This window comes from Geminicoccus roseus DSM 18922 (genome assembly GCF_000427665.1).
GTDB lineage: Bacteria > Pseudomonadota > Alphaproteobacteria > Geminicoccales > Geminicoccaceae > Geminicoccus > Geminicoccus roseus.
This window is the reverse complement of sequence record NZ_KE386572.1, coordinates 1097088-1110906: the sequence shown is the minus strand read 5'-3', so window position 1 is coordinate 1110906 and position 13819 is coordinate 1097088. Positions and strand designations below refer to the sequence as shown.

Below are 13819 nucleotides of genomic sequence, written 5' to 3'. Positions count from 1 at the left end.
GCACGCCGCTCGGCGACCCGATCGAGGTCGCGGCCCTGGCCGCCATCTTCGCCGGGCGCCCGGCCGGCTCGGTGGCGCTGGGCACGGTCAAGTCCAACATCGGCCATACCGAGACCGCCGCCGGCATCGCCGGCCTGATCAAGGCCGTGCTGATGCTGGAGGAGGGCCGCCTGGCCCCGACCCTCCATGCCGCCCGGCCGAACCCGCGCCTGGGCATCGAGCGCACGCCCTTCCGCCTGATCCAGGCCGCCGAGCCCTGGCAGGGCCCGCGCCGCGCCGGGGTGAGCTCGTTCGGGATCGGCGGCAGCAACGCCCATGTCGTCCTGGAGGCGGCGCCGGCGCCGGCCGGCCCGCGCCCCCGGCCAGCGCCGCGGCATGGCTCGCGCTACTGGTACCTGCCGCCCAGGCGCCCGGACCGCCTCCTGGCCGACCCGCTCGCCAGTGGCTTCGGCGCCAGCCTGCACGACGCCGACCTGTCCCTGGCAGCCTGTCCCTGGCTGGCCGACCACCAGGTCCAGGGCCGCATCCTCCTGCCGGGCGCCGCCTATGCCGCGACCCTGGCCGAGCAGGGCATCACCGCCGCCGAGGGCCTGGCCATCGCCGCCCCGGTCGAGATCCCGCGCGAGGGCGTGGTCCCGTTCCGCCTGGTGCTGGAGCCGGAGCGCCGCGCCCGCTGGTTCGTCCAGGCCGGTGACCGCTGGCAGCCGGTCGCCGAGGCGGCTTTGCCGCCGGCCGCCGGAGACCTGCCGCTCCCGCCGGTCGTGGCCGCCACCGAGCAGCTGGATGCCACAGCCTGGATGGAGCGGCTGGCCGCCGGCGGGCTGCGCTTCGGCCAGGCCTTCCAGAGCCTGGCGGAGGTCCGGATCGGCCAGCGCGCCGCCCATGCCCGCCTCCGCCCGGGCTGCAGCCTGGTCGCCATCGTCGATGCCGGGCTGCAGGCGATCGGCGCCGCGTTTGCCGGCGAGGGCGACTGGCTGCCCAGCGCGTTCGGCCGCCTGGATCTCACTGCAGCGATCCGCACCGCCACCGCCGTGACCGCCCAGCTGGACCCGCCCGGCGAGGACAGCGTCTCCGCCTCGATCTGGTGGACCGACCGGGATGGCCAAACGGTCGGCCACGCCCGCAACGTGGTCTGCCGCAGGACCGCCGCCCCGGTGGACCCGTTCTACCGCCTGGCCTGGCGCCCCGAGTTGCCGGACGAGGTGGCGCCGGTCCATGCGGCGCTGGAGCGGATCGCCGCCGGCTTCGCGGACCAGGTGCACCACGCGGCCGAGGTCGCCCCCCGCCACCACCGCTATGCCGCCCTGCTGGCTCGCCATGCCGGCCACCCCGACCGGGCGACCGCGCCTGCCGATGCCGCCCGCGACCTGGCCGCCCGCCACCCCCGGCACGCCGCCGAGATCGACCTGGTCGCCCGCGCCGGCCAGGCCCTCCCTGAGATCCTGGCCGGGCGCCGCGACATGCTGGACGTGCTGTTCGGCGAGGCTGGGCCGGTCGGCTCCTATGCCGGCTCGGTGCTGGCGCAGACGGTCAACGCCAAGGTCGCCGCCGTCGCCAGGGCTGCTGCCCCCCGCCGGGTCCTGGAGATCGGCGCCGGCACCGGCGCCACCACCGCGGTTCTGCTGCCGGCCCTTCAGTCCGACGTGGCATACCTGTTCACCGACGTGGGCAGCCCGTTCCTCCACGCCGCCCAGGCCCGCTTCGGCGACCATCCGGGCTTTCGCACCGGCCTGCTCGACATCGGCCGGGATCCTGCGGAACAGGGGCTGGCGCCCCGCAGCTTCGATTTGGTGGTCGCCGCCAACGTCCTGCACGTCGTTCCGGACCTGCGCCGGGCGGTCGCCCATGCCGCCAGCCTGCTGGCTCCGGGCGGCCGGCTCCTCCTGGTCGAGGGCACCGCGGCCCTGGCCCGGCTGGACCTCGTGTTCGGCGCGACTGAAGGCTGGTGGGCATTCGCCGACGACCTTCGCCAGGACCACCCGCTCCTGCCGGCCGAGCGCTGGCACGACCTGTTCCGCGAAGCCGGGCTGGCAGCGCCGACCACCGCCTTCCATGCCGGAACCCAGGCGGTCCTGGTCGCGACCCGCCCGCCCGCCGCACGCTGGCTCGCCACCGGCGGGGATGCGGCGATCGCCCGGACGCTCGGCCTGGAATGGGCGCCCGTCCTGCCCGAGGGTCCGGTGGCCGGCGTGGTCTTCCTGGCTGGCCTGGCGGCGACGCCGGCCGCCACGGCGCTCGTCGAGCTGGCCGGCCTCGCCCGCCGCCTGGCCGAGCGTGCCGATCCGCCCCGCCTGCTGGTTGCCACCCGCTCGGCCGCCCGGGTCCGGCCCGATGATCGCTGCAGCGCCGATGCCGCGGCCCTGAACGGGTTCGTCCGCACCCTGGCCCTGGAGCATCCGGAGCTGCGGCCCCGCTCGGTGGACCTGGCGGAGCTCGATCCCGCCGCCCTGGCCGCCGAGATCGCCCTGGCCGAGCCGGAGGACCACACCGCCTGGCGCGCCGGCCAGCGCTCTTTCGCCCGGCTGGAGCGCCTGCCCCCGCCCGGCCCCGCCACCTGGCGCCTGCGCCAGGACCTGACCCGCGAGCCGCTGCCCGAGCCGGTCCCGGGCCCAAACGAGGTGGTGGTGCGGGTCCTGGCCGCCGGGGTGAACTTCAAGGACGTCCTGATCGCGGGCGGCCTGGTCCCGGCCGCCCAGCTGGGCGGCGAGTGCGCCGGCGAGGTCGCCGCGGTCGGTACCGAAGTGACCGGGCTGGAGCCTGGCCAGAAGGTGATCGCGGTCGGCGGCGGGGCCTTCGCCCATTATCTGGTGACCAACCCGGACCTGGTGGTGCCGCTGCCGCCGGGCCTGCCGCTTTCCGCCGCCGCGGCCCTGCCGGTTGCCGGCGTCACCGCCTGGCACGCCACCCGCGGTCTTCGCCCCGGCCAGCGCGTGCTGGTCCACAGCGCCACCGGCGGCGTCGGCCAGGTCGCCCTGCGTCTGGCGCTCGCTGCCGGCGCCACGGTCATCGCCACCGCCGGCAGCGAGGAGCGCCGCGCCTGGCTGCATGCCCAGGGCATCCAGGAGGTCTATTCCTCCCGCGACACCGCCTTTGCCGCCGCCGCACCCGTGGACCTCGTGATTGGTGCCGTCACCGGCGAGCAGCGCCAGGCCAGCCTCGACCTGCTCCGCCCGGGCGGACGCTTTGTCGAGCTCGGCCGCGTTGACCTGCTGGACCCGGGCGCGATCCGCCCGGACATCGTCTACGACCTGGTCGAGCTGGACCGGGTGGACGCCCGAACCTTCGGCCGCCTCCTGCGCGAACTGGTGGCCGCCGTCGCCGCCGACCCGTCCCTCCTGCCGACCGTCACCACCATGGCGCTTGCCGATGCGGAAGCGGCCCTGGCGACCCTTCGGCGCGCCGAGCACCTGGGCAAGCTGGTCCTACTCCCCGACTGGCCGGCCGCGATCCGCGCGGACGCCAGCTACCTCGTCACCGGCGGCCGTGGCGGCATCGGCCCGGACGTGGCGGCATGGCTGCGCAGGCAAGGGGCCGGCGCCGTCCTCACCCTCGGCCGCACCCCGGCCAGCGATCCGCACGCCCTGGTCGGCGACGTCGCCGACCCGGCCAGCCTGGCAGGCGTCGACCGGTACATCGCCGCGCATGGCCTGCCGCCGCTCCAAGGCGTGATCCATGCCGCCGGCGTCCTGGCCGACCGCGCCATCGCCGGCCTGACGAGCGCCGACATCGAGGCCCCGCTGGCCGCCAAGCTCGCCGGGGCGCGCGCCATCGCCGCGCACTGGCCGGACCTCGACCTGTTCCTGGCCTTTTCCTCGGCGGGCGGCGTGCTGGGCTCGCCGGGCCAGGCCAGCCATACCGCCGCCGCCGCCGCGCTCGACGCCTTCATGGCCAGCCGTGGCCGAACGATCGACTGGGCCGCCTGGGCCGGCAAGGGTGCTGCCGTGGCAAGCGGCGCCGACGAGCGCCTGGCCGCGATCGGCGTCGGCAGCATCGACCAGGCCACCGCGTTCAGGGCGCTCGACCGTTCCCTGCAGCCGGGCATGGACCGCCTGGTCGTGCTGCCGATCGACTGGTCCGCCTTCCAGGCGGCGTCCGCTCCGCCCGTCCTGGCCGAGCTGGTCCTCCCGCCATCCGCCGGGCCGGCCGAACCCGCCACACCAGCCGCAACACCACCCCGGCCGGACATCACGGACCTGGACAGCCTGCGCCGCCAGGTGGCGGAGACCTGCGCCCGGCTGCTGCCGCCCGGCCAGCCGGTCGACCTGCGCCGGGCGCTGAGCGATCAGGGGCTGGACAGCCTGGGCGCCCTGGAGCTGCGCAATCGCCTGAGCCAGCTCGCCGGCGCCCGCCTGTCCGCGACCGTGCTGTTCGACTTTCCCAGCGTGGAGGCCCTGGTCGCCCATCTGGCTGGCCATCTGGGCCTGGCCGTCCAGGACCAGGCGGCGGCGCCCCCTGAGGTTTCCGTCGCCGGCCAGGATCCCGGGGACATGGACGAGGGCGACCTCGATGCGGAACTCGCCCGCTTCGAGCGCATGCTGGCCGAGGACGACGCGTGAGCCAGGACCGCAGCCTCAAGGAGCAGACCCTCCGGCTCCTCTCGAAGATGCAGGCGAGGGTCGACGCCGCCGAGGCCCGCCTGCGCGAGCCGGTCGCCATCGTCGGCATGGCCCTGCGCCTGCCGGGCGCCGACACGCCCGACCAGTTCTGGGAAGCGCTCACGGAAGGCCGCGATCTCGTGCGCGAGGTGCTGCCCGAACGCTGGAAGCTGGCCGACCCGGCCTCGTCCGCCCGCTTCGGCGGCTTCCTGGACGGGATCGACCGGTTCGACGCCGAGTTCTTCGGCATCAGCCCGCGCGAAGCCGCGTCCATGGACCCGCAGCAGCGCCTGGTGCTGGAGGTCGCCTGGCATGCGCTGGAAGATGCCGGCATCCGCGCCGACCGGCTGGAGGGCAGCCGCACCGGCGTTTATCTCGGCATCTGCACCGCCGATTACGGCCGCTTAGGGGATGCCGCCGCCCGCAGCGAGGACGGCTATGCAGCGACCGGCGGAGCACCGGGCGTCGCCGCCGGCAGGCTCGCCTACGCACTCGGGCTGAACGGCCCGGCGCTGGTCACCGACACCGCCTGCTCCTCCTCGCTGGTCGCCACCCATCTGGCGATCCAGGCCCTGCGCACCGGCGAATGCGACTTGGCGCTGGCCGGCGGCGTCAACCTCACCCTGGCCCCGTTCGGCGCCGAGACGCTGGGCCGCATGCAGATGCTGTCCCCGGACGGCCGCTGCAAGGCGTTCGATGCCCGCGCCGACGGGTTCGTGCGCGCCGAGGGCTGCGGCGTGCTGGTCCTCAAGCGCCTGGCCGACGCCACCCGCGACGGCGACCATGTCCACGCGCTGATCCGTGGCAGCGCGCTCGGCCAGGACGGCCGCTCCGCCGGCCTGACCGCGCCATCGCGGCCTGCCCAGGAGGCAGTGATTCGCGCCGCCCTGGCCAATGCCGGCCTGGCCCCGGCCGATGTCGACGCCATCGAGGCGCACGGCACCGGCACAGCACTGGGCGACCCCATCGAGATGCACGCCCTGGCCGGCATCTTCCGGGAGCGCGACCGGCCGCTCTGGGTGGGCTCGGTGAAGAGCAATATCGGCCATGCCGAGGCCGCCGCCGGCATTGCCGGGCTGATCAAGGCCGCCCTGATGGTCGAGCGCGGCGCCATCCCGCCCTCGATCCATTTCGAGCGCCTGAACCCGCATGTCGACCTGGCCGGCGCCGATCTGCGCGTGCCCACCAGCCTCCAGCCCGGCAGCGTGCGTGCCGTGGGCGTCAGCAGCTTCGGCTTCAGCGGCACCAATGCCCATCTGGTGGTGGCGCCGCCACCAGCCGCCCCGCCGGCCCCGCTGCCGACGGACGAGCCCGGCCCGAGCCTTCTGATCTCCGCCCACACGCCCACCGCCTTGCGCATGCTGGTTGGCCAGTACCGCCAGATCCTCGACCGGGACCCCTCACGGTTCGCGGACCTGGCCCGCAACGCCGCCCGCCACCGCGCCCGCCTGCGCTGGTGGGTCCGCGTCGACCGGGCCGCCGAACTCGCCGCCGCCGTACCCAGAGACGCCCCGCCGCCCTCGGTCGATGCCGGCCCCGGTCCGCGCGTGCCCCTGCCGCTCTATCCGTTCGAGCGGCAGCGCTTCTGGCTGGACACGGCCGGCGAGGCGCTTCGCCCGGCCCGCAACCCGGGCGGCGATCTGGTGCTGGAGGCCCAGCTCTGGCCGGGCTCCCCGCTCATCGCCGAGCATGTCGTCCACGGCCGCCCGCTCCTGCCGGCCGCTGCCATCCTCCTGCGCCTGGACCGTGCCGCCCGCGCCGCGGGCCGCACCGGCAGCCTGGTCGAGATCGACCTGCTGGCCCCCGTCGAGATCCGCCACCCGACCCGGATCCAGACCGTCGTGGCCGAGCGGATCGGCTTCTACCTGGACGACGATGGCTGGCGCCTGTGCGCGCAGGCGGGCAGCGGCGACCTGGCGGAGCCTTCCGCCTCCCTCGACCTGGCGGCCGAGCGCCGGCTCTGCCCGGAGCAGGTCGATCCTGCGGACTTCCAGGCCTGGCTCGCCGCCACCGGCCTCGTGTTCGGTCCGAGCTACGACGCCCTGCGCGAGATCCACCTGGGCGAGAACAGGGTGCTGGCCCGCCTGGAATCGCCCCTGCCCGAGATCCTGCTCGACGCCGCCCTGCGCGCCGTGGGGGCGCTGCATCTGGGCCAGGACGGCCATGCCCGCATCCCCGCCCGGATCGGCGCCTTCCACGTCTTCGCTCCGCTCGGCGACGCAAGCTGGGTCCGCGCCCGGATCGGCGGGCAGGGCGAGACGACGCTGGCCGACCTCGACCTGCTGGACGAGGCCGGCGGCTTCGTCGCCCGGATCGAGCGGCTGGAGCTGCGCGCGCCCGGCCAGGCCGCCGCGGGCTGGCGGGACTGGCTGCACGCCGTCCGCTGGCAGGAAGGCCCGAGCCTTGCCGACGCCGCCCGGATCACCGCGCCCCTCGCCGACAGCGCCGAGCATGGCCGCCGCCTGGACCGCCTGGCCGCCCGCTACGCGAAGAGCGCCGTGGGCCAGGTCCCGGAAGAGGCGGTGGCGCCCCGCCACCTGCCGCTCTACCGCCAGCTCGTGCGCCTCGCCGCCGATGCCGCCGACAGCGCCGCCCCGGCCGAAGGGCCCGAGCAGGACCTCCTGCACCGCTGCGGCCTGGCCCTGCCGGCGATCCTGCGCGGCGAGCAGGACCCGCTGGCCGTCCTGTTCGCCGACGGCGGTCCCGCCGCCATCTACCGCGAGGCCCCCGCCTATCGCGCCGGCAACCAGCTGGTGGCGCTGGCCGCCCGCTTCGCCGCGCACCCGGCCGGCCGCCTGCGCGTCCTGGAGATCGGGGCCGGCACCGGCGGCACCACAGCCGCGGTCCTGGAGGCGCTCGGCCCCGGGCGCACCGAGTACTGGTTTACCGACGTCTCCGAGAGCTTCCTCGACGGGGCTCGCACCCGCTTCCCGGGCATCCGCGCGCACCGCCTCGACATCGAGCGTCCCCTGGAGGGCCAGGCCGTCCCCGAAGCCGGCTTCGACCTGGTCCTGGCCGCCAACGTCCTGCACGCCACCGCCGACCTGCGCCAGGCCGTCCGCCACGCCGCAAGCGCGCTCCGTCCGGGCGGCTCGCTGGTCCTGTTGGAGAGCACCACCCAGGGCGGCTGGATCGACCTGGTGTTCGGCCTGACCGAGGGCTGGTGGCGCTTTGCCGACCGCGACCTGCGCCCAAACTATCCCCTCCTGACCGAAGCCGGCTGGTCCGCGCTCCTGGTCGAGGAAGGCTTCGATGTCCTGCCCCTGCCGGGCGCCCATGGCACGCTGCCCGGCCAGGCGGTCCTGCTCGCGACGCCCCGCCAGCCGGTCCGGGTCGTCCAGGATCCCGGCATCGGCAGCCTGTCCGAGCGCTGCATGGCCCTGGTCGACGCCGTGCGCGGCCTGCCCCCGGACACCCGCCGCCTGGTCGTTCAGACATCCGGCGCCCGCACCGAGCCCGGTGCCGCGGCCTTGTGGGGCATGGCGCGCACCCTGCGCCGCGAGCGGCCGGAACTGGACGTGCGCTGCCTGGACCTGGCCGGCACTCCGGCCGGGGCCGTGCTGGAGGAGGAGCGCTTCGCCGGCGAGGCCGAGATCATCCGCGACGGCGACCGCCGCCTGGTTCCGCGCCTGCAGCCGGCCCATGCCACCGGCGCCATCCCGCCGCTCGATCCGGCCGCTTGGTACCTCGTGACCGGCGCCTTCGGCGGCCTGGGTCCGGTCATCGCCGGGCATCTGGCCGATGCCGGCGCCCGCCGCCTGGTCCTGGTCGGCCGCAACCTTCCTTCCGAGGCCGGCTGGCTGGACGGCCTGCGGGCCCGCAGCCTGGAGCTTCGCCTGGAAGCCTGCGACGTGGGCGACATAAGCGCGCTCGGCGGCCTGCTCGACCGGCTGGGGCCGATCCGGGGGGTCGTCCACGCCGCAGGCTCACTTGCCGACGCCACCTTCGACCGCCTGGACCGCGCCACGCTTGACCGGGTCCTGCGCGCCAAGGTCGACGCCGCCGACCTGCTCGACCGCCGCCTGCCCGATGCCGACCCGTTCGTCCTGTTCTCCTCCGCCGTCGGCCTGTTCGGCTCCGCCGGCCAGGCGGCCCATGTCGCGGCCAGCACGGCGCTGGACGCCATCGCGGAACGCCGCCAAGCCCGCGGCCATTTCGCCACCAGCATCGCCTGGGGTGCGTGGGACCGGATCGGCGCCGCCGCAACGCGCCACGACCTGCACGACCGCCTGAACGCCCAGGGCCTGCGCACCATCCCGCCCGAGCAGGGCCGCGCCATCCTGGATGCCGCCCGCTCGGTCGATGCCGCGGCCTTCCTGGCCCTGCCGATCGACCGCCAGCCCTTCCTCGCGAGCTTCGGAACCGGCCGGCTGCCCGACGTCCTGGCCGGATGGCAGGCCGCTCCCAAGGTCGAGGCTCCGGCCACCCCCGGGCCGGCTCCAGAGAAGCCCGCCGGCTCCGTCGCCGAGACCGTCGCTGCGGAAGCCGCCCGCGTGCTGGGCCATCCCGACCCGCGCCGCCTGCCGACCGGAGTCAGCCTGTTCGAGCAGGGCCTGGATTCGCTGATGGCGGTCCAGCTCCGCAACCGCCTGTTCGAGCGGTTCGGCGAGCCGGCCGCCAGTGCCACCCTCCTGTTCGACTTTCCCACCCTGGACGCCCTGGCCGCGCATCTGTCCGGCGCCGCCAGGCCCGCGCCGGCACCCGCCCGCACTTCCTCCGGCGACGCCCGGGAGCCGATCGCCATTGTCGGCATCGGCTGCCGCTTCCCGGGCGACGGAGCCGATCCCGCCGCCTTCTGGCAGGCCCTCCTGGCCGGCACCGACGCAATCGGGCCGCTGCCCGCCCAGCGCCGCCAGCTGCCCAACCACGGCGCCGACACGCTGCAGGCCGCCTTCCTGCCGGACATCGCCGGCTTCGACGCCCCCTATTTCGGCATCTCGCCCCGCGAGGCGCCCTATATCGACCCGCAGCACCGCCTGCTGCTGGAGGTCGCTGCCGAGGCGCTGGCCGATGCCGGGATCGATCCCGCCACGATCGCCGGCAGCCGCACCGGCGTGTTCGTCGGCATGTGCAACTACGACTATGCCGCCATCGCCGCGGCCGGCGAGCAGGTCGACGGCTATGCCGGCACGGGCTCCGCCGCCTCGATCGCAGCCGGGCGGCTGTCCTACACGCTGGGCCTGAACGGTCCGGCCCTGGTCACCGACACCGCCTGCTCGTCCTCGCTGGTCACCGTTCACCTGGCGGTCCGCAGCCTGCGCGGCGGCGAATGCGCCATGGCGCTGGCCGGCGGCGTCAACCTGATCATGGGGCAGGGCACCACCGCCGCGCTCGGCCAGCTGCAGATGATGGCCCCGGATTCCCGCTGCAAGGCGTTCGACGACCGCGCCAACGGCTTCGTGCGCGGGGAGGGCTGCGGCCTGGTGGTCCTCAAGCGCCTGTCCGACGCCCTGGCCGACGGCGACCCGATCCACGCGCTGATCCTGGGCTCGGCGCTGAACCAGGACGGCCGCAGCGCCGGGCTGACCGCGCCCAGCGGCGCCGCCCAGGAAGCGGTGATCCGGACGGCCCTGGCCGATGCCGGCGTTGCGCCTGGCGAGATCGACCTGGTCGAGGCGCACGGCACCGGCACCGCGCTGGGAGATCCCATCGAGGTCCATGCCCTGCGCGAGGTGTTCGCGGGGTGCGAGCGGCCGCTCTGGGTGGGTGCCGTGAAGACCAATCTCGGCCACACCGAGGCCGCCGCCGGGATCGCCGGCCTGATCAAGGCCGCCCTGGCACTGCGCCACGGCCGCCTGCCGGGCAACCTGCATTTTGAGCGCCTGAACCCGCATATCGACCTGCGCGGCGCCGACCTGCGCTTCCCGGACCGGGCGGTGGAAGGCCAGTTCCGCCATGCCGGGGTCAGCTCGTTCGGCTTCAGCGGCACCAACGCGCACGTGGTCCTGGCCGCCCCACCGGCCATGGCGGCCGGGCGGCCGAGCCTGCCGCTCCCCCGGTTCCAGCGCCGCCGCTACTGGGTCGAGCCCCGCAAGGAGCGCCGCACCCTGCCGGCCAGCATCCACCCGCTGCTCGGCCGCCGCCTGCGCTCCAGCGTGGCGCAGCGCCAGTTCGAGCAGGTCCTGGCTCCCGATGCCCCGGCCTGGCTGGCCGACCACCGGGTCGAGGGAAGGGTGATCCTGCCGGCCGCGGCGATGGTCGAGATGATGCTCGCCGCCGTGGACGGCCCCGATCCGATCGAGCTGGCCGAGCTGGTGTTCCATGCGCCGCTCGACCTGGGGCCGGAACCGCTCCTGCACACGGTGGTCGACCCGGACGCCCGCACCGTGGCGATCCTCCGCGTCCCCGACGAGGAGAGCGAGCCCTTCCAGCCGCTGGCCACCGCCCGCTTCGCCGTGGCCCGTCCCTTCCCGCCCATGGCCCTGCCGGATGGCGGCGAGCCCCGCGACGTCGACGCGCTGTACGCCGCGTTCGCCCGCAGCGGCCTGGCCTACGGCCCGGCCTTCCGGGGTCTGGCCGGCCTGCGCCGCCAGGAAGACAGCGCCACCGCCGAGCTGGCCCATCCGGCCGACCCGGTTTTCCGCCTGGACCCGCGCCTCCTGGACGCCGCCTGGCAGGGCCTGGCCGCCCTCCTGCCGGAAGACACCGGCGGCACCTGGCTCTTGGCCCGGGTCGACCGCCTCGCCTGGTTCGGCGGCATCCCCCAGCGCGTCCTGGTCCGCCAGGAGGACGAGAAGCGCTATCAGGTCACCCTGCTCGATGCGGACGGAGGAATCGTCGCTAGGTGCGAGGGCGTCGGCATGGCCCGGATCGCCCGGGCCGGCGGTCAGGCCGCGATCCATGACTTGGCGCTGCATCCGCTGCCCCCGGACGCGCCCTCCGACCAGCGCCAGCGCCGCTGCATCGATCTGCGCGGCCGGGTCGACCTTGCCGACATGTTCGGCGACGTCCTCGAAGCAGCTGCCGAAGAATCCGCCGCCGCGTCCCCCCAGCCGCTCCTGCTCCTGACCGACCGGGCGCTCTCCGGCGGCGATCCGGCCCAGGCGGCCATGACCGGCCTCGTCGGCACCATCGCCCAGGAGCTGCCGGAACTCGACCCGCGCCTGCTCGACCTGCCGGGCGACCAGGTGCCGGTTCTGCCGCAGGACCCGTCCGCCCGCCTGCTCTGCCTCCAGGACGGCAAGCTGGCCCGCCAGGACCTCGCCGCTCGCCCGCCCGCCGAGATGCCGACGCCCGAAGGCGGCTTCGTTTTGCGCCGCGACCCGGCCGCCACCAGCCGCTCGCTGGCGTGGGAATCGCGTGCCCATCCCGCGGCCGGGCCTGGCGAGGTGGTGATCGAGATCGCCGCCGCCGGCATCAATTTCCGCGACGTGATGAACCTGCTGGGCCTCTACCCGGGCGATGCCGGCGCGCCCGGCGTGGAATGCGCGGGCGTGGTGGTCGAGGCCGGTCCGGGCGTGGCGGACCTCGCCCCGGGCATGGCGGTGGTCGCCATCGCCGCCGGCTGCTTTGCCGACCGGGTGCGGGTCGACGCCCGCCTGGCCCGCCCCGTCCCGCCCGGCCCGCCCGGCCTGGACTGGACGGTGGTGGCCGGCCAGCCGGTCGCCCATCTCACTGCCATGCTGGCCCTCGACGGCCTGCGCCCGGGCGAGCGCGTCCTGGTCCATGCTGGGGCCGGCGGCGTCGGCCATGCCGTGCTGACCCTTGCCCGCGCCGCCGGGGCCAGCCTGGTCGCCACGGCGGGCAGCCCGGCCAAGCGCGCCTATCTGCAGGACTTCGGCGACATCGAGGTCCACGATTCCCGCAGCCTCGCCTTTGCCGCCACCGCCCCGGTCGACCGGCTGGTCAACTGCCTGACCGGCGACGCAATCCCGGCCTCTTTGGACCTGCTGGCCCCGGGCGGCCGCTTCGTGGAACTCGGCCGCGCCGGGATCTGGACCGAGGCGCAGGCCAAGGCACGGCGCCCGGACGTCGCCTTCGAGATCCTGGCCCTGGACCGCCTGATCCAGGAGGACCCGGCCAGGGTCGGCGCGATGCTGGACGACCTCCTGGCCAGGCTCGCGAACGGCAGCCTCCCGCCGGTCCCGGTCCGCCCGCTGCCGTTCGCCCGCCTGCCCGAGGCGGTCCGCGAACTGGAGGCCGCCCGCCATGTCGGCAAGCTGGTCCTCCGTCGCCCGCGCCTGCGCCCCGACGCCACCTATCTGGTCACCGGCGGCACCGGCGCCCTGGGCCAGGCCCTGCTGGCCTGGCTGGCCGCCCAGGGCGCCCGCCACCTGCTGGTCCTGGCCCGCCGCCCGCAGCGCCTGGCGGTCCCGGACGCCGAGGTGAGCGTGGTCGCGGTCGATCTTGCCGACGAGCAGGCGGTCGCCGCGACCCTGGCCGGCCTGGCCCACCCCCTGAAGGGCGTGTTCCACCTGGCCGGCGCGCTGGACGACGGCGTGCTCGCCGCCCAGGACGCCGATCGCCTGGCCCGGACGCTCGCCCCGAAGCTCGGCGGCGCCGAAAGCCTTGACCGGGCGACCCGCGGCCACGCCCTGGACCATTTCGTTTTGTTCGGTTCGCTGGCCGGCCTGACCGGCTCGCCCGGCCAGGCCAACTACGCCGCCGCCAACGCCGCGCTGGCCGGCCTCGCCCGCCGCCGCCGCGCCCAGGGCCTGCCGGCCCTGCTGGTGGATTGGGCCGCCTGGGCCGGCTCCGGCATGGCGGCCAGGCGGGCTGGCGCCGCGATCGCCCCGTCCGCCGCCCTGGCGGCGCTGGGCGAACTGCTGTGCGACAGCACCACCCATGCCGCGGTGCTACCGGCCGGCGAGGCCGCCACTGCCGGCGCACCCGCCGCCGAAGCCCTGCCGGACCTGCAGCCTTTGCCGGCCAGCGAGCGGCGCGCCCGCCTGGGCGAGCTGGTCGCAAGCCTTGCCCGGCAGATCCTGGATCTCGGCGACCTGCCGCTCGACCCGGCCCGGCCGCTCACCGAGATCGGCCTGGACTCGCTGATGGCGGTGGAACTGCGCAACGCCCTGGTGCAGGCGCTGGGACGGCCGCTGCCGCCGCCGGTCGTCCTGAACTATCCCTCGGTCGAGCTGCTGACCGCGCATCTCTCCACGCTCTACGCGCCGGCCGATCCCTCGCCACCGCCACCTCCGGCCGCACCTCCCGCGGCCGAAACCGACGACGACGCCTCGATCATCGACGAACTGGAACGGGAGCTCGCGCGTGCCGGCTACTGA

The 13819-nt window shown here is 75.6% G+C and carries 2 protein-coding genes (1 of these 2 running past the window's edge); both read left to right on the top strand.

Features of this window, described 5'->3' with window-relative positions:
- Positions 1 to 4556 carry the 3' portion of a beta-ketoacyl synthase N-terminal-like domain-containing protein gene (locus GEMRO_RS32410; protein ID WP_051328760.1) on the top strand. 943 nt of this gene lie to the left of the window's left edge, so the window shows 4556 of its 5499 coding nt (coding positions 944–5499); its start codon lies beyond the left edge, outside the window; it ends in the stop codon at positions 4554 to 4556.
- Positions 4553 to 13819, top strand: a complete 9267-nt coding sequence (locus tag GEMRO_RS0106420) for an SDR family NAD(P)-dependent oxidoreductase (RefSeq protein ID WP_027133348.1) — start codon at positions 4553 to 4555, stop codon at positions 13817 to 13819. Before GEMRO_RS32410 ends, GEMRO_RS0106420 begins: the two co-directional genes overlap by 4 nt.